Source organism: Bacillus sp. T-10(2022), assembly GCF_056502895.1.
Map to the genome: position 1 here is coordinate 4,948,186 of NZ_CP113518.1, position 23,566 is coordinate 4,971,751.

The window sequence follows — 23,566 nt, forward strand, 5'->3', positions numbered from 1 at the left end:
ACACGCTTAGGAATTCCCCTAGGCGTGTTGTTTTCCGTTGCATTATTGAATGATCATCATGAGCAATTCACCGATTTTCACCTTGACCGTTTCCCCATTAACATTCAATATGCCAAAGCAGTCTTATGCATAATCCGAGATTAATTCCCGACACATTCCACATAGGCTAACCACTTTTAAAGCTCTGACTTATCATCGGAATAGGGATACTTAACCGCCACGATTGTATCGAATCCCTTTTCGCCGTCCAATATCGCCTTCCCGATCGCAATGGCTTCTGCACATACGGTAACTCGGCCAATATATGCTTCAATATGTACGGCAGCTACGATTTTTCCTGAATTCGTTTTTAATGCAGCGCCAACATGATGCCTATTTTCCTCATAAAGATCCCTAATTTTTGCACCTGCAGCTTCTATTAAATCACGATCCGACTCAATCAAAGGATAAGTTTTGTTGATTGGCACTCCTTCTCCTCTAAAATTTCATTTAGGGATTTTTTTTAACGCTTCTAAAGCCAATAAGCGGAAATAAGAAGCCGCTGGAAAAAGTGCCGTCTCATCTACTATAAACTTAGGGTGATGCAGGTCATACGGACCGCCTGAACCTATCATTACGAAAGCACCGGGTATTTTTTCTTGGTAAAAGGCAAAGTCTTCCCCTATGGAGCTAGCTTCTAACGTTTTTGTCGTGTAACCTGCTGTGTCACCAACCTGAAGTGCCAAATCCGCCCATTCAGGCGTATTATCAACTGATGGAGGGCCTGGATGCCAAGATAATTCAACATTTGCATTGAATGTTTCACTTATACCGTGCAGGACCTGTTTCATACGTTTCTGAATGAACTCTCGTTGAGTTTTACTGAAGGTGCGGACGGTTCCTTCCATATATGCACTATCTGGGATAACATTCCACGTTGAGCCACTATGAATTTGGGTGATGCTCAAAACCGCGGACTCTTTTGGCGCCACATTTCGGCTGATGATGGTTTGCAAAGTTGAGATAATATGTCCTGTTATGATAATCGGATCATTACCCTCTTCCGGTTTGGCTGCATGAGAACCAGTTGCTTTAACATGCACTTCAAAGCGATCGACTCCCGCTGTCAGTGCACCATGTTTTGTCCCTAACTCCCCAACTTGCAATGTCGGATCATTATGAAGACCAAATATCACATCAACATCATCCAACACACCTGTTTCCATTAAAGCACTTGCACCATGTCCCGTTTCCTCCGCGGGTTGAAATATCAAACGAATAGTTCCGGACAGATCTCTTTCTTCTTTTTTTAATAAAAAAGCAGTCCCCAAAATGACGGAAGTGTGAAAATCATGACCACATGCATGCATCACGCCGATGTGCCTTGAAGGAAAGTCCACCTCAGATTGCTCCAAAATTGGTAAAGCATCAATATCGGAGCGAAGTGCTATCGTAGGTCCCGGCTTGCTGCCTTTTATCTCTGCTACGACACCAGTTTTTAATGGGAAATTAAGTATCTTAATATTTTGAGATTGAAGCGCTTCTTTAACTTTTTTAGTCGTTTCAAATTCTTTGTTTGATAATTCAGGTGTCATATGAAGATCACGTCTGAATTCCAATAGATAATTTTCCAATTCTTCATCGCTTATAGTCACCGGTTGTCCATCTCCTTAAAAATCCGAATATTAAAGAACGAAAGCTATCCAAGCAATATCAAATGAAACAGCTATCAAATAAACTATTTGATAAACTTGTAAAGCATGAGTTCTAGCTTTAGACGCATCGCAAGCATCATAACAATGAATTACCTGAAATGAAAAGTGTTTATTTCGAATATTCAGCATTGACAATTTATTATACAAGGTGCTACCATGTGAAGTAATTCACTATATTATAGTAACGTATCAATACAAAAAAGGATTAAATTTCTATAGTAGAAAAGAAGTAAAGAGATACATACACATTGGTCGGAAGGAACCCTCTTCTAAACTGGAAGCGGGTTTTATTTTAACATTAATTCATAGTAAACCAGTAAGGATATACTATTATACATCCCCTGCGTTTAAAAGTGAAGACACAAAGGAGCATTTGACATATGAAAAAGAAAACAGTAAAACTTGGGGTATTTTTGGCCGGAACAGGACATCACGTTGCTTCTTGGAGACATCCTAACGCCAATCCGAAAGCAAATATGAACATCGATTATTTTAAGGGGTTGGCGCAGACTGCCGAAAAAGGTTTATTTGATTTATTATTCTTGGCAGATAGTTTATCAGTTGCAAAGGACTCGCATCCTAATATTCTGACTCGATTCGAGCCATTGACCTTGTTATCTTATCTAGCCTCGGCGACTTCCAATATTGGTTTGGTTTCAACGGCCTCCACGACCTACGAAGAACCCTTTAATGTTGCTAGAAAATTTGCTTCTTTAGACCATATTACCTCCGGCCGTGCTGGATGGAACGTAGTTACAACGTCCCTTGCCTCCACTGCAGTAAACTTCAATAAATCTGAACATTTAGAACATGGTCTCCGTTATAAAAGGGCGACTGAATTTGTTGAAGTTACCAAGAAATTATGGGACTCATGGGAAGACGATACGTTGGTTATCGATAAGGAAACAGGCCAATTCATTGATGAAAGCAAGTTTCATGAAATCAATCATCAAGGTGAGTTTTTCTCTGTAAAAGGACCATTAAATATTTCTCGCTCACCTCAGGGGCATCCGGTCATTGTACAAGCAGGTTCTTCTGGCGATGGGCAATTGCTTGCAGCAAAGCATGCAGAGATTGTCTTTACCGCCCAGGAGAATAAGGAGGACGCGGTTGCATTTTACCATGAGTTAAAAGGTCATTTGGCCGCTTTTAATCGGGAGAAAAGCAGCTTGAGTATTATGCCAGGTTTGTTCCCGATTGTGGGACAGACTGAGAAGGAAGCCCAAGAAAAGTACGAGGCATTGCAGGAGCTGATTATTCCCGAAATAGGATTGGCTGTTATGGGAAGGTATTTTGGAAATGTGGATTTTTCGAATATCCCCTTGGATACACCGTTTGCTGATATTTCGTTACCAGATAATGTAGATAGCATCCAAAGTAAATATGATTTGATCGTTAAACGGGCGACCAATGAAAATTTGACGTTACGTCAGACATATCAGTGGGTTGCTGGATCACGTGGACATCATATTGCAATTGGAACACCAACGCAGATTGCGGATAAGATTGAGGATTGGGTGAATGGAAATGCAGCTGACGGCTTTAATATTATGCCAGCCCTCTTGCCTGATTCTTTAACGGATTTTGTTGAACTTGTTGTCCCTGAACTGCAATCAAAAGGAATTTTCCGTACGAAATATGAAAGTAACACTTTACGAGGGAATCTTGGCCTGGATAAACCGGTCAACCAATATTCATAAGCTTTAAACATCATACACCCGGCGGATAGTTCTCAAAGACAGAATCACCCAACCGAAGAGGCATTAACTAGATAGAGTATAGGAGGTGCAAGATGAGTCAAATATTTCGTGAAGTACGTGTAGAAGATGTGGATAAATTCCTCCAATTAACATTGGATGCTTATGCGAGTATAAGAGAGTTGGATATTCACTTTTCTGCGGCAACGGCCAAGAGAGAGGAAGCGGTTAAGCATATATCAGAAAATAAGGTATATGTTCTGGAGGAAAATGGGACATTTATTTCGACCGTTTCGATTCGGTTACCTTGGGGCCCTAATCCTGGCCCGCTCGTATTGCCACACATAGGCTGGTTCGCTACAAACCCTGCATATAAGCGTCAAGGCATAGGGAAAAAAGTTCTGTCATGGCTCGAAGAAGAAATTTTGAAGAAGCAACTGAGAGCCCCCGCGGTTACGCTCGGAACCGCGGATAATCATCCATGGCTGAAGGAAATGTACGAAAAAAGTGGATTTGAAGAGATCGGGCAAAAAGATTTAGGCAAAGGTCATCTCACAATATACTTAAGGAAAATCTTACACCCGGGACAATATCAAGCTTGGACTGAAAAACATAATCAAACCATTTAATAATAGGAGGAAAATAACGATGAAAAAAATTCTTTCCCTTGGACTCTCTTTACTTTTCATATTAGTACTTGCAGCATGTGGCAATTCAAAACAAGAGAATGCTGCCAATGATTCCGAACAAAAAACAATTAAAGTGGGGTCCACTGGCCAAAGCTATCCAAATGGTTATCAAGAGGATGGTAAATTAATAGGTTTTGACGTAGAACTTACAGAACTCATCGCCAAGAATTTAGGATACAAGGTAGAGTGGGTCACTTCTGATTTCAGCGGGATAATGGGGCAATTGGGATCAGGTAAATTGGACACCGTTGCGAATGCCGTTGCTATAACACCAGAACGCCAAGAGCAATTTAATTTTACAGAGCCATATAGTTATTATGGTGCACAAATTGTATCAAGCACAAAAAACGATGATATTAAAAGTTTGGCTGATCTTAAAGGCAAAACCGTTTCCGGTGTGCTGGGGTCTAATAACGTAACAAACCTAGAAAAATATGATAAAAATGGCGATATCAAAATACGAACCTATGAAACCCGGGATGGCGCGATGCAAGATGCCATTAACAACCGTGTAGATGGATATATCAATTCCCGCCCAATCCTGGTTGCAGAAATAAAGAAAAATGATCTTCCGTTAAAACTAGTTGGTGATCCAGTGGCCTATGAAAATGTAGGGTATCCATTTACCAAAACAGATAAAGGCAAAAAATTAAATGATGAATTCACGACAGAAATCAAAAAACTTAAAGAAGATGGTACATTAACGAAGCTGTCCAATAAATATTTTGGTGAAGACATCACCACGAATTCCGGCGAATAAGCATAGCGGAGGTTTTAAAGCATTATGAATTTTGATTTACAATATATGTTGGAAATTTCCCTGCAAATCGCAAAATTTATTCCAATCACTCTGGTTTTAGCCATCATTTCGATGGCTTTAGCCATTATAATCGGACTTGTAGTAGCCTTAATAAGAAATAGCAATATTTTTGGAATCACCCAATTGGCAGGCTTATATATCTCTTTATTCAGAGGAATGCCAACATTGGTACAATTATTCATCATTTATTACGGTTTACCACAGTTATTCCCGTCGTTGTCAACGATGGAAGCCATGACGGCGGCGATCATTGGATTTAGTTTGAAAGAATCCTCTTATTTAGCAGAAATTTTCCGAGCTGGATTGAATTCCGTGGACAAAGGGCAGATGGAAGCGGGCCTTGCAACTGGCATGAAAAGAGTGCAGATTTACTCGCGAATCATATTACCACAGGCTGCTTTAAATGCATTGCCAGCAACAGGGAATACATTTATATCTTTGATTAAAGAAACGTCCCTTGCCTTTACATTAGGAATTACGGAACTATTTGCAGAGGGAAAAATTATTGCATCCGCTAACATGCGCTTTTTCGAGACATATTTGGTGGTTGGCTTGATTTACTGGCTATTGGTTATTCTTTATTCTTGGATACAAAAATACCTGGAGATTTGGCTCAGCAAACCACTTAGAAGGTGATCATATGATAAAAGTAAGAAACTTATCTAAACATTTTGATGATAAACAAGTATTGAACGATATTGACTTGGATATAAGAACCGGGGAAGTTGTCGCAATTATTGGCCCTTCAGGTTCTGGAAAATCAACGTTATTACGCTGTCTTAACCTGTTGGAAAAGCCCAACAGCGGCACCATCGAAATCAAGGATGTAAAATTGGATACCCAAAAATATAAAGAGAAAGACGCGTACCAATTAAGACAGCAAACAGCGATGGTATTCCAACACTATAACCTTTTTAAAAATAAAACGGCCTTAAAAAACGTGATTGAAGCTCTGCTTGTCAGCAAAAAGGTGAAAAAAGAGGAAGCCATTCAAATCGGCGTGGATTTATTGAAACGGGTTGGCTTGGAAAAACAAGCCAAACAATACCCTGCTACCTTATCCGGCGGACAACAGCAGCGTGTCAGCATCGCTAGAGCATTAGCTGTAAAACCACATGCCATTTTATTTGATGAACCTACCTCCGCTCTAGATCCCGAATTGGTTAATGAGGTTTTACAAGTAATACGGGAGTTAGCGAGAGAGGATACCACAATGGTGATCGTGACGCATGAAATGCAATTTGCGAAGGAAGTTGCTGACCATGTCATATTCATGGCAGACGGACATATTATCGAACAAGGAACCCCAGAACAAGTAATTGAGCATTCTCTTAATCCGCGAACTCAGCGTTTTTTACGGCAAATGGGAGATGAGACGGACGTATCTGCCAGGCAAAAAAGGAAGTGAAGTGCATGAACACGGAAAGGTTATCTGAAATGATTTATCATTCCAATCCGTTGGTAAATGAAGTAGTATTACAGGCAGCAATCGAAGGACTTCTTGATTATCTTGCTGTTTCCTATCAAACGAAATCCGAAAAGGAAATTACGATTTTAAAGCAAATCATTTTGGAAGAAGGCGGAAATGGGACGAGTTATTTGATTGGAAGTCACATACATGCAACAAGATCCCAGGCAGCACTCTTCAATGGCTTTCAAGTTCATTTACTAGATTATGATGATGTACATTCAGATGTACGAGGTCATCCAAGCGCAGTCATTTTGTCTGCTTTGTTAGCAGTTGGAGAACCTGAAATGTCCGGAAAACGCTTTTTAGCTGCCTATGTGGTCGGTGTGGAGATCATGGCTCGGTTTGGGGAAGCTATGAACCCCTATCATTATACAAAAGGTTGGCATAATACAGCTACACTTGGCGTAATAGCTGCAGCTGGTGCGGTTGCGTATTTACGGGAATACTCACCACGCTTAATAGCTGAAACCATGAGTCTTGCCGCTACCCAATCGGCGGGTTTACGACTTCAATTTGGCACTGTGGTAAAGCCGCTCCATGTAGGGATTGCTGCTAAAAACGCTGTAGATTCCGCAGATTGGATTCGGATGGGATTACATAGCAACCCCGACTTTTTGAATGATAGGAATGGATTCTTTAAGGTATATGCAGAAAATGGAGTTTCCGGTTTGACGGAAAATTGGGGAAAGACATGGCGGATCGTAACACCAGGATTATGGTTTAAACAGTACCCTTTTTGTTCTGCTGGGGCACATGGCGCAGATGCAGCTGTCTTTTTACATAAGACGTACGATTTGTCGGAAGAAGATATTGAATCGGTGAGTGTTTGCTTTCCTCCAAATGGTGATTCCGCTTTGATACACCATAACCCATCGACTGGTGAAGAAGGAAGATTTTCGATTGAGTATATTGTATGGCTCGCGCTAACAGGCAAACCCCTAACCTTTGCTTCTTTTGAATCGAAACCTATTCCCCATTCATGGAGAGAATCCTTTCAAAAAGTAAATAGAGAGACGGATGCAACAATCAAGCCTTCCAAAGCAGCACTCCCAGTGGGACGGTTTACAATTGTAACCGTGACTACAACGAATGGGGATGTACTTTCGAAACGAATCGATACACCTAAAGGAAGTCCTGGAAATCCATTAACAAAATCCCAGCTAAAAGAAAAATTGCATAAAGCCGTAGGAGATGATGTAGAGACAGAAAAAATAATAGCAGCTGTCCATGCACTGAATCGCACATCCCTTGGTGTTCTTCAAGAAGCTGACTATAGAAGCTGACTGATAGTAAATTAGGCGAACAGTATTTATATACTGCTCGCCTAATTTATATACCATCAACCCTTGACGTCCCTCTTCTTTAGCACAGTATCTTTACTCGGGAGTTTCAGCCATTTACTCGTGAATGTCGGCGCTTTACTCGTGAGTACGGGGCATTTACTCGTGAGTTTCGGGCGTTTCACTCGTGAGCTCGGGCATTTACTCGTGAGTTTGGAGCTTTTACTCGTGAGTTTGGAGCTTTTACTCGTGAGTTTCAGCGTTTTACTCGTGAATTTCGACCATTTACTCGTGAGTACACATTTCCAACCCCACTACAAAAAAAGAAGCACCATAATGGCACTTCCTTTTTTTGCATTTAAGGCAATACCGATGCGCCCATCAAGTAGCGGTCCACTTCTCTTGCCACTTCACGGCCTTCATTGATTGCCCAAACGATGAGGCTTTGCCCTCTCCTTGCATCTCCGGCAGCGAAAACTCCTTCGACATTCGTTCTGTAATCGCCATAAACGGCATCAATTTTTTGATTTACTGTTTCTACGCCAAATTGAGTTAATAGCGGCATTTCCGTTCCTTCAAATCCGATTGCGATGAAAACGAATTGTGCAGGCCATACTTTTTCAGTTCCTGGAACTTCCCTGAAAATGTACATTCCGTCATCGCCTTTGATTTTTTCCATTGAGATTGTGTGCAGTTCTTTAACGTTGCCATTTTCATCGGCTACAATCTTCTTTGTTTGGATTGAATATTGACGCGGATCTGCACCGAATTTCGCTTCCGCTTCTTCATACGCATAATCGAGGGAAAACACATTCGGGTAGGCTGGCCACATATTATCAGATGTACGGGCCGTCGGAAGGATTGGATGCTTCCCGAATTGTACGACGCTCTTACATTCCTGGCGAAGAGCAGTTGCAACACAGTCAGCTCCTGTATCCCCGCCGCCGATTACGATGACGTCCTTCCCCTTAGTGTCTAAAAACTTGCCGTCTTCAAAATTGGAGTCCAACAGGCTTTTTGTCGAAGTCGTTAAGTAATCCATTGCAAGGTGAATGCCTGTTGCCCCTCGGCCTTCAATTTTCAGGTCACGCTGCTTTTGGGCACCTGTGCAAAGGATGACTGCATCATATTGATCTTGCAGTTCTTCGGCTGAAATATCTTTGCCTACTTCTGTATTGGTAATGAAGTCGATGCCTTCCTGGGTCAATAATTTGATTCGGCGTGCAACGACATCTTTTTCAAGCTTCATGTTAGGGATACCGTATGTCAACAGCCCGCCTGCACGGTCTGAACGCTCATAAACCGTGACCGAATGACCTGCTTGATTCAACTGGTCGGCACTCGCCAATCCTGCCGGGCCTGAACCGATGATGGCAATTTTCTTGCCGGTCCTGCTTTCAGGGATGCGAGGCGTGATCCAGCCATTTTCAAACCCTTTATCGATGATGGTCCGTTCAATATTCTTGATGGTAACGGCAGGGTCGCTTATCGCTACCGTACAAGACCCTTCACAAGGGGCCGGGCAGACGCGCCCAGTGAATTCAGGGAAATTATTCGTTTTCGATAAACGGTCCAATGCTTCTTTCCATCTGCCGCGGTACACCAAATCATTCCACTCCGGAATCAGATTATGAATCGGACAGCCCGTTGTGACCCGGTTCAATTCCATGCCCATATGACAGAAAGGGGTGGCGCAGTCCATACACCGCGCTCCCTGTGTACTTAACTTTTCATCAGAGAAAGGAGCTGTATACTCTCTCCAGTCGTTTAAACGAGTGAGAGGATTCCGGTCTTTTGGTTTTTCTCGCGGATAATCCATAAATCCTGTTGCTTTTCCCATCTTTCTCTCCCCTTCCTTACTGCATCACAGCTTGTTTAGTGATTTTTTTATCTTGAACGGCATTTGCTTGAAATGCACTCATGATCGCTTCTTCATCCGTCAGCCCTGCACGCTTCTGCTCATTGATGCTTTTGATCATCCGTTTGTAATCTTTCGGAATGACTTTTACGAATCTCTTAGCGAAATCCTCCCAGTTCTCCAGTACATACGATGCTTTGGCACTTTCAGTATAATGAAGGTGGCTGTAAAGCATTTCTTTTACCTCGTTTGCATCATCCATATCATCAAGTGTCTCGAATTCTATCATTTCACCATTGCATAATGCCTTGAATTCTTCTGCATCATCAGCAAGTACATAAGCGATGCCGCCTGACATGCCTGCCGCAAAGTTTTTGCCGACGTCGCCCAGAATGACCACGCGTCCGCCTGTCATATACTCACAGCCATGGTCTCCAATTCCTTCAACGACGACATTGACTCCACTGTTCCGTACGGCAAATCGTTCTCCCGCACGGCCATTAATGTAGGCCTCGCCGCTTGTTGCACCGTATAAGGCGATATTTCCGGCAATTACATTGTCCCCGGCCTCGATCTGATTGCCAGAAGGTGCCGTGATAATGATTTTTCCGCCAGATAAGCCTTTCCCAACATAGTCATTGACATCACCTGTCAAATACATCGACATCCCTTTTGGAATGAACGCACCGAAGCTCTGGCCCGCCGATCCCGTAAAACGAAGTGTGATCGTATCTTCAGGCAAACCTTCTTCACCATAGCGTTTGGATACTTCACTGCCGACAATCGTTCCGACCACACGGTTCACGTTTGTAATCGGGAAGCTGACATCCACCTGGGTTTGATCATTTAAAGCAGGCTCCACAACAGGTAAAATCTCACGGATATCCAAGGATTCTTCTATTTTATGGTTTTGAGGAAGTTGATACGTACGTATCCCCTCCGGTTGGAAAAGTAGTGTCGTCAAGTCCAGATGCTTCGCTTTCCAATGGTTTTGTGCCCGCTCGCTCACTTGTAAAACGTCAGTGCGGCCGACCATTTCTTCCAGTGTTCTAAAACCAAGCTCAGCCATCGTTTCCCGAACTTCCTCAGCGATGAAGCGCATGAAATTCACGACATGATCCGGATCTCCAGTGAATTTGCTGCGAAGCTCAGGGTTTTGAGTAGCTACCCCGACAGGACATGTATCCAAATGGCAAGCACGCATCATCACACAGCCAAGAACCACAAGCGGTGCTGTAGCAAAGCCGAATTCTTCCGCTCCAAGGATAGCTGCCATGACCACATCGCGTCCCGTCATTAATTTTCCATCCGTTTCAAGGACTACACGGCTGCGCAGGCCATTCAGCATCAATGTTTGGTGTGCTTCCGCAAGTCCCAGCTCCCAAGGAAGACCAGTATGTTTGATACTCGTTTTTGGTGATGCACCCGTACCGCCATCATACCCGCTGATAACGATGACATCTGCGGCTCCTTTGGCCACACCGGCTGCAATCGTGCCTACGCCTGCTTTTGACACAAGCTTGACGCTGATCCTGGCATCACGGTTCGCATTTTTCAAATCATGGATCAGCTGTGCCAGATCTTCAATCGAATAGATATCATGATGCGGAGGCGGTGAAATCAGGCCGACACCCGGTGTGGAACCACGGACCTCTGCGACCCAAGGGTATACTTTGTTTCCAGGCAGCTGGCCGCCTTCACCCGGCTTTGCACCTTGCGCCATTTTGATTTGAAGTTCATCAGCATTAACAAGGTAATGGCTTTTCACTCCAAAACGACCGGACGCAATTTGTTTAATTCCGCTGCGGCGGTCATCGCCGTTTTCATCCAGTTGGTAACGTCCAGGGTGTTCCCCGCCTTCACCGCTATTGCTTTTTCCGCCTAAACGGTTCATCGCAATCGCTAATGTTTCATGTGCTTCCTGACTCAATGAACCGAATGACATCGCACCCGTTTTGAATCGGCTGACGATGGATTCCACGGATTCCACTTCATCTATAGAAATACTTTGGCGTTTTTGATCGAACGAGAATAAATTCCGTAAAAAACCGAGTCTCTCTTCATTCGCCAAGTTTGAATATTGCTTAAATAAATTATAATCGCCTTTCCGGCAGGCCCATTGCAGTGTATGGATCGTTTTCGGATTGAAAGCATGATGTTCCCCTGTTTTTCTCCATTGAAAATCACTTCCGCTTTCAAGAGTTTGGTCAAGGGAATCAGCTGCAGCTTTTCTATGACGAATCAACGCTTCATCTGCGATCGTTTCCAAATCGATCCCACTAAGCTGCGATGCCGTACCGCTGAAATAGCGTTCAATCACGTCAGCACCGATTCCGACCGCTTCGAAAATTTGCGCGCCGCGATAACTTTGAATCGTTGAAATCCCCATTTTCGACATCACTTTTACGATGCCTTCTGTCACCGAGCGTACATATTTCCTTACCGTTTCTTCGTAGCTGATGGCCAAACTGCCTTCCAATACCGCCTGCTTATATGTTTCATAAGCAAGATATGGGTAAATCGCATCCACTCCATACCCGATTAGGGACGCATAATGATGGACTTCCCTTGCTTCCCCCGATTCAACGATAATGCTCACTTTCGTACGGTTCCCATGACGGATCAGCTCCTGATGAAGGGCGCTCGCAGCCAGCAGGGAAGGAATCGCAGCTTTTTCTTTGCTCATATCCTTGTCAGATAATATCAAAAGGCTGACCCCATCAGCGATCGCTTGTTCCGCTTCACGGCAGATGCGATCGAGTCCACTCTCTAAATCTTCTGAAAATAAAGTGTGAATGACTTTGCTCCTGAATTCAGGATAGGCATTTTCTTTCAACTGTTGCATTTGACCTGGCGTCAAAACAGGTGAATCCAATTGAATGCGGCGGCTGTTCGTTTCATCCGGTTTCAGCAAATCTCCTTCCGCACCGAGAAATGTCATCGTTGACGTGACGATTTGTTCACGAAGCGAATCGATTGGCGGGTTGGTTACCTGTGCAAAGGATTGCTTGAAATAGTTGAATAGCGATTGCGGGCGATCTGATAAGACTGCTAACGGAATGTCATTCCCCATGCTGCCCAGTGGATCTTTGCCTTCATTAATGACAGGCAGTAAATATTTTTGGACATCTTCATACGTGTATCCAAACGCTTTTTGCCTGAATAATAAATCACTCAATGGCTCCCCTTCGAGCACAGGTTCTTCGTCACTTAATTGAACAAGCTGTTCGTCCAGCCATTGCTGGTATGGATTTTCCTGAGCCATTTCCGACTTGATCTCTTCATCGGAAACAATACGGCCTTCCTCTAAATCTATTAAAAGCATTCTGCCTGGGCTTAAACGATCTTTGTATAATACATTCTCCGGCTCCACATCGATCACGCCGACTTCAGAGGAGAAAATGATGTAATCATCTTTAGTCACATAATACCTTGCCGGCCTTAAACCATTACGATCCAGGATGGCACCGATTTGCTTGCCATTCGTAAAGGATATGGCCGTCGGACCATCCCATGGCTCCATGAGCATGCTATGATATTCGTAAAATGCCTTCTTTTCCTTCGTCATATGCTGATTTTCCGTCCATGGTTCAGGAATGAGCATCATCGCCGCATGTGCTGGTTTACGCCCTGCAAGCACGAAGAATTCAAGTGCATTATCAAGAATCGAGGAATCACTGCCGTCTATATCCAGAATGGGCAGGACCTTTTGCAGGTCATCCCCGAATGCTTCCGAAACAAACTGCTGCTCACGCGCTTTCATCCAATTCACATTACCTCTAAGCGTATTGATTTCACCATTATGGATCAGGTAACGGTTTGGATGTGCCCGTTCCCAACTAGGAAAAGTATTCGTGCTGAAGCGGGAATGCACTAAAGCGAAAGCGGAAACGAAAGACTCCTGTTGAAGGTCAAGATAAAAAGCATCCACCTGCTCTGGCGTCAATAATCCTTTGTATACGATCGTAGCACTTGAAAGGCTGGCAAAATAAAAACGATTGCCGCGTTCCCGAGCCCAGTTTTCAGCTTGTTTTCTGATAACGAACAATTTACGCTCAAAAGCCAAATCATCGGTCATCTCTACGCTTGCACCGATGAATACTTGGCGGATCGTCGGGCATGTATCCTTGCCGACCTCCCCGATTTTCGTTGCATCAACAGGAACCGTTCTCCAGCCTAATAACGTTTGGCCCTCTTGTTCGATAAATGCATTCAAACGAGCTTCGATTTCATTCCGTTCATCATCATTGTCAGAGAAAAAGAGCATCCCTACACCATAGCGTCCTTTTGCCGGCAAATTCATTTCCGGGCATGCCAGCCTGAAATACTCATCAGGAATCTGTACCATTAATCCTGCGCCATCTCCTGTAAGGGGATCGCTGCCTTGTCCGCCGCGATGATCTAATTGGCACAGCATATTCAGTCCTTGTTTGACGATGTCATGTGTAGCAAGCCCTTTTAAATGAGCGTATAAACCGATCCCACATGCATCATGTTCAAATTCAGGATGGTAGAGCCCTTGTGCTTTTGGTATTTGATTGTATGTCATATTAATCGCCCCCATCGTATTCTTACACCGTTATGTCACTTACATTTATTCTAGGTTTTCAAATCGATATAAACAATATATAATTCTAGTAGAATCCATCTCAATTTGAGATGAATGGCAGGAGGATGAATAAATGGAACTACGACAATTACGTTATTTCGTTGAAGTCGCCGAGAGGGAACACGTCTCAGAAGCCGCAGAACACCTGCATATCGCACAATCAGCAATCAGCCGGCAAATCTCCAGACTGGAAGATGAGCTTGGCGTACTTTTATTCGAGAAAATCGGCCGGAATATCCAGTTAACCCCAATTGGTAAGATTTTCTTGATCCATGCCAAAACGGCGATACAGGCGATTGAATATGCCAAATATCAAATTGAGGAGTTTTTGGACCCTGAACACGGAAGCATTAAAATCGGGTTTCCGACCAGCCTCTCCACCCATTTACTGCCTACCGTCATTTCCGCTTTTAAAGATGAGCAGCCAAATATCGGCTTCCACTTAAGACAGGGATCTTATTCCTCTTTAAAGGAAGCTGTCAAAAATCGCGAAATCGGATTAGCCTTCCTTGGACCGATTCCGACAAACGATCCAGATATCGAAGGTCATATCCTGTTCACGGAAAACATATCTGCCTTACTGCCAATAACTCACCCATTGGCTGAAAGAAAGAGTCTGCGCCTAAGTGATTTACGAAATGATCCCTTCGTCTTGTTTCCCAAAGGATACATCTTTCACACTATCGCTCTTGAAGCGTGCAAAGCAGCCGGTTTCGCACCTAATATCGCCTCGGAAGGTGAAGACATGGATTCCATAAAAGGGCTCGTTTCTGCCGGAATCGGAGTCAGTCTGCTCCCTGACAGTACTTTTTATGAAGTCATTCCAAGACTGACTGTCAAGATCCCGATCGATACACCCGAAGTCAAACGGACTGTCGGCATCATCACTCCTAAAAATAGGGACTTGGCTCCATCAGAAAAACTTTTTTACCAATTTGCCAAAAAGTTTTTCTCTGTTCTCGAGCAATATCAATAAAACATGGACTTCTAAACTGTTAATGGTAATCGTAGATGGGACAGCTCTTCCCATAAATAACTTCACTAGACAACTTGCCTATAGCCCACTGAACGAATAATGTATCAAGATTATTCGTTCAGAGGAATATACATGCAACCCCACCCATTCACATCTTGCTTGGCACGAAACACTCGAGCTTCATGAGCTGGTCGCCGCCCAGTCCAATGCCCTTATGAAATTTAAAAAAGCTTACCCAAAAATAAAAGACCCCATTCTAAAAACGATTTATAAGCAAACGATCGATACCCTTACCCAAAACATCATGGAGCTGCTGCAATTTTACCCATTGACGCCTAAAACGCACCGGGATGAAGATGAATCAAGGGATGACGCATCGGCAGCTGTTGCCGGGGAGTTGCTAGGCTTTGCCAAATCATCCATCAAAAGTTATGCACCTGCCATTACGGAAACAGCCACCCCTTCCCTTCGAAAGGTATTTAAGAAACATTTAAACGGAGCCATCGATACCCATGCCAAGATTTTCAACTACCTTTATGAAAGAAACCTCTATCCTGCTTCCAACCATTCTAAATGCAAAAAAAGGCAAGCATACCGATTGCTTGCCTTTTTGTCGCGTTCCGATTCCGTTTTTCATTATAATGTTATAATATATAAGAATTGGTTTTAATTAGGTTAATATTATTCAAGAGGTGAAAATCATGAAAAAGATCTATTTATCCATCATCCTTTCCCTGCTCTCATTTTCTTTAGTTGCCTGTAAGGCTGATGATCCAAAATCCGAGAATAACCTTTCAGTTCCTGAGCTGACAGCAAGGGAGAAAGCCATCCTCGAGAATTCAAGTGAACATTCCTTTCTTATCGATTTCAGTGTTGATGATACATACAAGGAGATGTCAGTCTGGGTCGAAAAATATGAATTTGGAAAACTTGTCGAATCTGAAATGGGACGCATGACAACTGCCATCAAAGATAATGGGACGATCATCTTCACCACATCCAAAACGGATGCTGACCAAAAACGATCGATGTTCAACGTCAGCATTCAAAACGATGATGGTACGGATACAGTTACTTATCCTGAAACCATTGATGAAATGGATTCCAGCGTATGGGGCAGTGCTGGCAAACTCAAAATAAACAGCACAGACAAGCTTGCATTGGCGAGTATATGCTACTCAAGCGGAAATGAAGGCATACGTTCACTTTCCACTGATTTTTATGGTAATAGTGAAGACCATATGGACGAGTTGAAGGAATACGATGTTGTCTATCTACTAAGAAGTGAATTCACTAAATGAGCTGACAAATGCAGGGGCAGGTTTGTTTTAGCACGATACTATTGCAAAAGTGGATCGTTAAACTCTATGACTTTGAGAAAATAAATGAGGCATTTGAAGAATCAAAAAAAGGTTTGTCATCTAATGGGTGAAGGTGAAAAAGCCTATTAGATGACTGATTTTGCTCATTCGATAGATGAGTAAGTCCAAGTTATAAGATAGAAGTAAATTTTTCTACATTTTAAAAAGGGGTTGAAGGAAGAGGAATTTGGGTGTAATCTTTAAAAATAATAAAACGGAAAGAAGATTATTAATTTGAAGAAAATCATACTCCTCTTTGCAGCAGTAGTCATTGCGAGCTCTCTCGGACATCAAATAACCGGCGGATATATGGACCCTCGTAAATCCCGCCCTCGGTATATACATTTGAAATAAGGAATCCGCTTTTGTGCTTGATTCCTTATCATTTAGGAATTAATCCCCTTAAATTACTCACTATCCTCATTATTTCTCTCCAATACCAGATCACACTTATTTGATATATATCCATCTTTTCCTGCTTTATCGATATAGACGTTATAGCCTTTTTTCAGTTCGATTTTGATTGTTTTTTTCACTTTTTCGTCGATTTCACATTGGCTGGTTTGCAAATTTTCGGACTTAGAGCTCATCGATATCCGTTTTTTCAAATATCGCTTTGGTGACACTTCAATGTTGTGTCATCCTCACATTCTGGTTTCAAGGGAAAACAGTCCTGATTTTTTAAGTCAGGAGGGATACAAATCCGATTATTCAATAAGTTATTTACTGATCCTACTTGAAAATGAATTTCACGTCCAACCTCGGCAAATGTGTGATCATTTTCAATCAGAGTGTTGTCCATGGTCAATGGCAGGGTTGTGTAGTCATTATTAAAGTTCCCATTATTATGAGACCCGCGTATGCCAATGCCAGCTTGGATAAAGTTATTTTCGGATTTTTCGACAAGGTGAATTTTGTTTCTTTGTAGTTTCGTGAACTTGTTGGAACTAAGAAACACGATCCCGTTGTTGAAACTGTTTTCAATGGTATTGTCTTCAATGGTCGCATTTTTTGTCACGTGGATGCTGATGCCTCCATGTGACTCTACAGCGGCTTGGATATCGCTTACGTAATTATCCTTAATCACTACCGAGTCCAAGAACCCCATCTCCATTTTGGTCAGGTCCGTAAATTGTGCTCCGGTAACGGCTATGCCTCGTTCTGTAATCGTGTCATTTTTTTCTATGCCATAAACATCATAATCACCCTTGGTTCCCACTCTATGGCTGTTAATTCGATTCCCTGAAATCGTAATGTTTTGAGGCGGGTAAGCGGACATCTTGCCTTTATCATACTCCATTCCTCCAACGACAATGGGGAAACGTGTATTTAAAATGACATTGTTCGTGAAGGATACGTTTTGTCCCGAATGTGTGTCGATTCCCTCCCATGTCGGGTTGTTGGCGACCACGTTCTGATCGACCACAATGGTATCACTTGGCGGAAACTTCGCTTGCGCTTTGGCATCATCTGTTGTATTGACTTTCCTATGGCTAAAGGCCACCCCATAGCTTTGCTGAACACTTCCAACGGTTGCTCCTGGCCAAAGATCACTAACGGTCGCATGCTTTATGGTCACGTTATTCGCTGAGACGCCTCCAATGCCCGCATATCCAATATCCGTGATATTCATGCTTTTTTTAGAAATGGGATCGGATCCTTTGATGGTTACTCCATCCACATACTCTAAATAGATGCCATACCCTTCATATCCGGTAATTCGGACATCCTCAATCGTGATATTTTTCAGCCGTTTCGCGTCACCATCTTTATCATTTGTCGGGTAATCACCCACTAAATCATCCGTTGATTTCGTTTGATCAATAGCGGTAATCTGGATGCCTCTATGTCTTGATGCATAATACTTCCTTGGTTCTCCTGTTACGGCATCTTCTGTTTTTCTTTTCCCATCCAAAATAAGATTTTTTATGCCCATATGACTTTCCATTATTTTAATGGTAACAGGGTCACTTCTTGATTCAGTACAGATTGTCGTGACAGCCTTTCCATTCTCCACGGTTCCTTCCAAGGTAACTCCAGATTTCATCACAATAAAGGCACTCGCCGTGAAATTCCCTTTTGATAAGAGAACGGTCCCTCGTTTTCCGGTTTCCCCATCCTTCGGAAATTTTGAAGCACTTAGAACGGCATGATTAATAGCAGCTCTTACGGATGACGTTGTAGAGTTGGGTGCTAATGTTGACGTTTCCATCAGGTTATTGTTGTGGTCGAATAATTGGATTGTCGTTCCTGTTGTTGGTTCGCAATCCGGATTTGCTGCCGATGTCATGGATGGGAGCGTAAAGAAAACGGCCGCAAACAGAATGAATATTACGATACTTCTACATACTTTCATCTGAAAACTCCCCATGCATGTTATTATTCCTTGATGATTGATAACGTTGAATGCTTACCCTTGAGACGTTCGAGTCATTTAGTATCCACCGTTCAATCAGCCAAAGATGGTTTTGGAGTATAATTTTGCGAACTCTAAAGTTTCAATAGGATGGCAACACACCATTGCTATCGCTGTAAGAAACGTTGCCATTGCTTTTTCTTGCATTTTCTTTCTCTCCTCTTCTTTTTTGTAATACCAGATATATTACAAGAAAGGAGGGAACGGGAAATTTCATTATTAAAACGCGAAATACCAAATCTGACATCATGAAATGAAAATACATAAATCATTTTGTAGGATCACAGCTCGGCAAAAGACCCAAGCCTAGCAAAAAGCCGCTGAAAATTAGAGCTGTGGTAACCCCTGCTTTAAGTGAGGACATCCAGATCGAAGATGGAGATGTGTTCATTTTAATGAAGTAACAGCTAACATTTTTCTACATGTCGGTTTCAATTCACCAAAACGCGATACGGGACCCAATATGGGTCCCTAAAATTTGAGTATAAGAATTAGCCCTGTCTTAAAATCTTAATTACTTTCCTGATCATTTACCTCCAATATCAGATCACCTTCATTTGATATATATCCATCTTTTCCTGTTTTATCGATATATACGTTATAGCCCTTTTTCAGTTCGATCTCGATTGTTTTTTTCACTTTTTCGTCGATTTCCCATTGAATCGTTTGCAAGCTTTCGGTTTGCGTTTCATCTTTTATATCGACAAATACTCGGATTTTATCGGTTGTCCTTGATAGTACATAATTCCCCGCTGGGATTTCTGTACCGACCACATAATGACCAGGATCTTTCATGATGATTTGTTGATTTTTTTTCACTGTTTTTTTAAATTCAGAAGGCTTGAATTCAATCTTCCCTTTAATCGAGAATGTCACATTCATATGATATGGCTCTGCATGTAAAACAGCATTTTTGTGCATTTTATCGCTACCAACTACCGCTTCATTATCGAGGGCTTTAATATCATAATAGCCCTGATCGATATCCTTTCCGACAATGATGTTTTGTGACTCCAACACCTTATAGGAGGCAGCATTATTTTCTGTATTTCTATTAGCGGCACTCATCGCTGATGGAACAATGTACATTTTATAGATAAGGAATCCGCCTACTAATATGAATAAACTAATCGCGGCTATTCTTTTAATCTATACTCAGCTGAAAATGCTTTAATATATCCTTAATTACTTTCCTGATTGTTTACCTCCAATATCAAATCACTTTCATTCGATATATATCCATCTTTTCCCGTTTTTTTGATATACACGTTATAGCCCTTTTTTAGTTCGATCTCGATTGGTTTTTTCACTTTTTCGTCGATATCCCATTGAATCGTTTGCAAGCTTCCAGATTTTGTTCCATGTCTAATATCGACAAACACTCCGATTTTATCGCTTGTTCTTGATAGTACATAATTCCCCGCTGGTATTTCTGTACCGACCACATAATGACCAGGATCTTTCATGATGATTTGTTGATTTTTTTTCACTGCTTTTTTAAATTCAGAAGGCTTGAATTCAAACTTCCCTTTAATCGACATTTTCGCATTCAGATAAAAAGGTCTTGCATGTAAAACAGCATTTTCATGCATTTTATCGCCAAAAAACTCCGCTTCACTATCGAGAGCTTTAATATCATAATAGCCCTGATCGATATCCTTGCCGACTATGATGTTTTGTGACTCCAACACCTTATAGGAAGCAGTATTATTTTCCGTATTTCTATTAGCGGCACTCATAGCTGATGGAACAATGTACACTTTATAAATAAGGAATCCGCTTATCAATACGAGTAAAGTTAACGCGGCTATGCTTTTATTTAGAGTCAAGGACGATTCCTCCATTATCCATCTTTACATACTCATCGGCTAATGCCTCCAGGTCCTGTTTATGATGGCTTGTCAACAGAATGAGGGCGCCGCGCTCTTTTTCTTCCTTCAAGATTCGATAAACTAGCGTAACACCTTCTTCATCGATGGCATTTGTCGGTTCATCCAATAATAAGATGTCCGGTTTTTCAAATATCGCTTGGGCGACGCTTAGACGCTGCTTCATTCCTAACGAAAATTTTCCAACCTTCATTTTTGAATCAGGATCCAGGCCGACTCTTTTTATATTCAGTTTAATATCCTCATCAGTGGCGATGTTCCTGATTTTTGCTAATATTTTCAGATTTGTATAAGCGTCATATTGGTGCAGCAGCGAAGTGTTTTCAATAATGACACTAATATTAGCAGGAAAGGAAATATCTTTATGAAGAATTTTTTCGTCTATGGCAATTTCTCCTGAGCTTGGCATGATTAATCCTGCAATCGCTCTAAGCAGCATCGTTTTACCGGAGCCATTCCTTCCATACAAACCATAAATTTTCCCGCTGTTAAACTCATAATTGATATCATGCAAAAGTGTCTTCTTCTTCATCTTTTTATGTAAAGAGCTAATTCGTATTTTTGTCATTGTGCACCTCGTTAAATTAAATCGATTTTCTTTAATCGTCTATAGGTTAAAACAGTTAAAATGATCGTCATTACGGTTAAAACGATATAAGCATTTACTGTTGATATTCCGCCAGTTTCAAGTACATCACTTCTTACATACATGCCGAAATTGGGAAGCAAAAAATATAAAATCCACGTCAGCTTTTGTGTAGATAATAGAACTCCGCCTAATGTAACCGAAAAAAGCACATAAACATTTATCAGCAATAAAGATACTTCCTCCGTAAAATGAAGTTCGAGTGCCATTTGAATGAAAATCAGGACAAAATTGGACATCATATAAAGACCTGCTATACAAATCAATGATTGGAAATTATCATAAAAAAAGGCCTGATCGACATTATTTATAAAAGCGAATACGATCGAGAAAAGAAGTTGAATTATAGATAATCCAGATATAAGGATCATTAAGTTCACGATTCTTCTAAACCCAAGTTTCACCCTGCTTTTTTCCCTGATCATCAGGTAGACCCCATAACCGGATATATATTGCCGCAAATACCCTAACGACAAAAAACTCAATCCAGAAAAGAACATATACCATGTTCCCAATACAACAAATTTATTACTGATGGGAACTCCGCTAACGATCATATATCCCGTAAGATCGGCTTTAGAGCCATCGAAATAATCAAATAGGAAAATTTGCAACAAAATGACGATCAACATCGTTATGAAGATTCGTTTAGTCATCAGAAACACCAAACATGAAATCTTTTTTCTCGATCGCGAATAGCCCAAGTAAAACCATCACGAGAGATAGAAATAATTCTTTTCCAATCATGATTAGCGAATAATATCCTGTAATTCCGCTGCTTAATAAAGGATCGATAACATTTGCGGAACTGGCAGGGCCCCAATCATTATTCAGCTGACTCTTCATCACATATAAGAGAAAACAGATACAAAAGGTCGCTGCCATCGCTATGATTGAATTGGAATAATCAAAAATGAAATAATAAAGCAGGCCAATCGAGAAATAAATGCACGTTAATAGCGCTAGATTAAGAAGAGATAAGTTCCAATAATTTGATGATATAAAGTGAAATCTATCGAATAAGAAAACAGCTGCGAAATTAATCAATAAAATGATGAACGCAAAGATAAACGAACTTATAAAAACTTGGATGGTCCGTCTCCGATACATGTCGATTCTTGATTTTAAGCGAACGATAATGTGTGGATGTTCATCTTCAATAAAAAAACGATAAAATAGTAACAAAGGAACAATATATGTGATCAATAAATTTTTAACCGAGAGATAGCCTTCTACACTCGCACTTACATCAATGATCAATGGATACGCTGGGTCAAGCTGCTTTATTTTTAAATAATGAATATTATAGGTCATCCATAAACATCCAAATAACAGAACAAGCAGCAGTGATACATACACTTTTTTTTGATTAGACTTCATCACTTTTCACCTTATAAATGAACCCGACTGTGATGACCGCTAAAAAAAGGATGGTCGATCTAAAGAAAATAAAAACGAAAGCTTCCAAGGTCACTTCGTTAAACGGCTGGATGATCATTGCTAGTGAATAATTCAGTCCTAAAATTTGTGAAAACCAGATAACAAAGCTTAACGGATACGTATACTTTATATCCGGGAAACACCAACTAAGAACAGTCGCCATCCCTGCGCATAAACTAGTGAAAAATCCAAAAATGATGATATAAACCACATTAGTGACAAAAGGTATTTTATTGGCGAGTGTATATAAAGGATTTTCCGGAAATAAATCTGGGGTCAACCCAGTGTCAAATTCACCATTCATGAAAACCATATATGCAATGAGCATATTAAATAATAAGCAACCAACCATCACTAAAAAGGAAAATGACATATTTCCCAATAACATGGTTTTATAATAAGAGTATCGCCCTTTTTTGGTCGCTACGATATATCGATAGCCTGTTTTATAGTCTTGGATATAGCTGTCAGCACACATAATTAATAGAAAAATAGGCAAAAACCAAATAAGTAGTATTTGCATCATATGACCTAATGAACTTCCCGCTAAAAAAGTGGCTAGATGGGGCATGATCCATGACTCTGAAACATTGCCGATCAAGATAAATATGTCAATAATAACAATCGCCATAATACATAACACGATGAACTTTGTTTTTTTATTATTTGTTAATCGATAATAATAACTATTCATTTTGTCTCCCTTTAGGACGCCACCTT

Annotated in this window: 20 protein-coding genes and 1 pseudogene; 9 read left to right on the top strand and 12 right to left on the bottom strand. The window is 41.4% G+C overall.

What is annotated here, in order from left to right:
• Positions 1–42 precede the first annotated feature (42 nt).
• Together OSJ91_RS24450 and OSJ91_RS24455 are read right to left on the bottom strand one after the other, a co-directional pair.
• Positions 43–461 (bottom strand): annotated as a pseudogene (locus OSJ91_RS24450) (cytidine deaminase).
• A 24-nt stretch (positions 462–485) separates the two neighbouring features.
• Positions 486–1,634, bottom strand: a complete 1,149-nt coding sequence (locus OSJ91_RS24455) for an amidohydrolase (RefSeq protein ID WP_485890616.1) — start codon at positions 1,632–1,634, stop codon at positions 486–488.
• A 440-nt stretch (positions 1,635–2,074) separates the two neighbouring features.
• Between OSJ91_RS24455 and OSJ91_RS24460 the strand changes: the two genes are divergently transcribed.
• The 6 genes from OSJ91_RS24460 (at position 2,075) to OSJ91_RS24485 (ending at position 7,654) form a co-directional block, all read left to right on the top strand.
• Entirely contained in the window at positions 2,075–3,394 is a 1,320-nt protein-coding gene (locus OSJ91_RS24460; RefSeq protein WP_485890617.1) for an LLM class flavin-dependent oxidoreductase, read from the top strand.
• Between the two features lie 92 nt (positions 3,395–3,486).
• Positions 3,487–4,020, top strand: a complete 534-nt coding sequence (locus OSJ91_RS24465; RefSeq protein WP_485890618.1) for a GNAT family N-acetyltransferase — start codon at positions 3,487–3,489, stop codon at positions 4,018–4,020.
• Positions 4,021–4,039: 19 nt separating this feature from the next.
• The gene (locus OSJ91_RS24470) at positions 4,040–4,840 is read left to right on the top strand and encodes an amino acid ABC transporter substrate-binding protein (protein WP_485890619.1); all 801 of its coding nucleotides are present in this window, start codon (positions 4,040–4,042) and stop codon (positions 4,838–4,840) included.
• A gap of 24 nt (positions 4,841–4,864) precedes the next feature.
• Positions 4,865–5,536, top strand: a complete 672-nt coding sequence (locus OSJ91_RS24475; RefSeq protein ID WP_057279163.1) for an amino acid ABC transporter permease — start codon at positions 4,865–4,867, stop codon at positions 5,534–5,536.
• Positions 5,537–5,540: 4 nt separating this feature from the next.
• Positions 5,541–6,308 (top strand): amino acid ABC transporter ATP-binding protein, encoded by a 768-nt coding sequence (locus tag OSJ91_RS24480; protein WP_350300336.1) that lies wholly within the window; start codon positions 5,541–5,543, stop codon positions 6,306–6,308.
• A gap of 5 nt (positions 6,309–6,313) precedes the next feature.
• Positions 6,314–7,654 (top strand): MmgE/PrpD family protein, encoded by a 1,341-nt coding sequence (locus OSJ91_RS24485; RefSeq protein ID WP_350300337.1) that lies wholly within the window; start codon positions 6,314–6,316, stop codon positions 7,652–7,654.
• Positions 7,655–8,009: 355 nt separating this feature from the next.
• Here the strand turns inward: OSJ91_RS24485 and gltD are convergent, their stop codons facing one another.
• Positions 8,010–9,491, bottom strand: coding sequence for a glutamate synthase small subunit (gene gltD / locus OSJ91_RS24490; RefSeq protein ID WP_350300339.1), 1,482 nt, complete (start codon positions 9,489–9,491; stop codon positions 8,010–8,012).
• A 16-nt stretch (positions 9,492–9,507) separates the two neighbouring features.
• Positions 9,508–14,058, bottom strand: a complete 4,551-nt coding sequence (gene gltB, locus OSJ91_RS24495; protein WP_485890620.1) for a glutamate synthase large subunit — start codon at positions 14,056–14,058, stop codon at positions 9,508–9,510.
• Between the two features lie 133 nt (positions 14,059–14,191).
• Between gltB and gltC the strand changes: the two genes are divergently transcribed.
• From gltC to OSJ91_RS24510, 3 genes are all read left to right on the top strand, one after another.
• Entirely contained in the window at positions 14,192–15,094 is a 903-nt protein-coding gene (gene gltC, locus OSJ91_RS24500) for a glutamate biosynthesis transcriptional regulator GltC (protein ID WP_076370054.1), read from the top strand.
• 214 nt (positions 15,095–15,308) lie between these two features.
• Positions 15,309–15,764, top strand: a complete 456-nt coding sequence (locus OSJ91_RS24505) for a spore coat protein (protein WP_485890621.1) — start codon at positions 15,309–15,311, stop codon at positions 15,762–15,764.
• Positions 15,765–15,795: 31 nt separating this feature from the next.
• On the top strand, positions 15,796–16,395 hold the full coding sequence (locus OSJ91_RS24510; RefSeq protein WP_350300342.1) for a hypothetical protein: 600 nt from the start codon (positions 15,796–15,798) through the stop codon (positions 16,393–16,395).
• A 467-nt stretch (positions 16,396–16,862) separates the two neighbouring features.
• Here OSJ91_RS24510 and OSJ91_RS24515 read toward each other — a convergent pair whose 3' ends face one another.
• The 8 genes from OSJ91_RS24515 to OSJ91_RS24550 all read right to left on the bottom strand — a co-directional run bounded on the left by OSJ91_RS24515 (position 16,863) and on the right by OSJ91_RS24550 (position 23,540).
• Positions 16,863–17,081 (bottom strand): hypothetical protein, encoded by a 219-nt coding sequence (locus tag OSJ91_RS24515; RefSeq protein WP_485890622.1) that lies wholly within the window; start codon positions 17,079–17,081, stop codon positions 16,863–16,865.
• Positions 17,060–18,811, bottom strand: coding sequence for a right-handed parallel beta-helix repeat-containing protein (locus OSJ91_RS24520; protein ID WP_485890623.1), 1,752 nt, complete (start codon positions 18,809–18,811; stop codon positions 17,060–17,062). Before OSJ91_RS24520 ends, OSJ91_RS24515 begins: the two co-directional genes overlap by 22 nt.
• A gap of 570 nt (positions 18,812–19,381) precedes the next feature.
• Positions 19,382–19,960 carry a hypothetical protein gene (locus tag OSJ91_RS24525; protein WP_485890624.1) on the bottom strand — a complete coding sequence of 193 codons (579 nt, stop codon included), beginning with the start codon at positions 19,958–19,960 and terminating at the stop codon, positions 19,382–19,384.
• A gap of 92 nt (positions 19,961–20,052) precedes the next feature.
• Complete coding sequence (locus tag OSJ91_RS24530) at positions 20,053–20,700, bottom strand: hypothetical protein (protein ID WP_485890625.1); 648 nt, start codon at positions 20,698–20,700, stop codon at positions 20,053–20,055.
• Positions 20,687–21,328 (bottom strand): ATP-binding cassette domain-containing protein, encoded by a 642-nt coding sequence (locus tag OSJ91_RS24535; protein ID WP_350300346.1) that lies wholly within the window; start codon positions 21,326–21,328, stop codon positions 20,687–20,689. Before OSJ91_RS24535 ends, OSJ91_RS24530 begins: the two co-directional genes overlap by 14 nt.
• Positions 21,329–21,339: 11 nt before the next feature.
• Complete coding sequence (locus OSJ91_RS24540) at positions 21,340–22,062, bottom strand: DUF2705 family protein (protein ID WP_350300347.1); 723 nt, start codon at positions 22,060–22,062, stop codon at positions 21,340–21,342.
• Positions 22,055–22,786, bottom strand: coding sequence for a WxPxxD family membrane protein (locus OSJ91_RS24545; protein ID WP_350300348.1), 732 nt, complete (start codon positions 22,784–22,786; stop codon positions 22,055–22,057). The genes OSJ91_RS24540 and OSJ91_RS24545 overlap by 8 nt, the downstream gene beginning before the upstream one ends.
• A complete protein-coding gene (locus tag OSJ91_RS24550; RefSeq protein WP_350300349.1) occupies positions 22,776–23,540 on the bottom strand; it encodes a DUF2705 family protein in 765 nt (254 codons plus the stop codon). Before OSJ91_RS24550 ends, OSJ91_RS24545 begins: the two co-directional genes overlap by 11 nt.
• Positions 23,541–23,566: the final 26 nt, after the last annotated feature.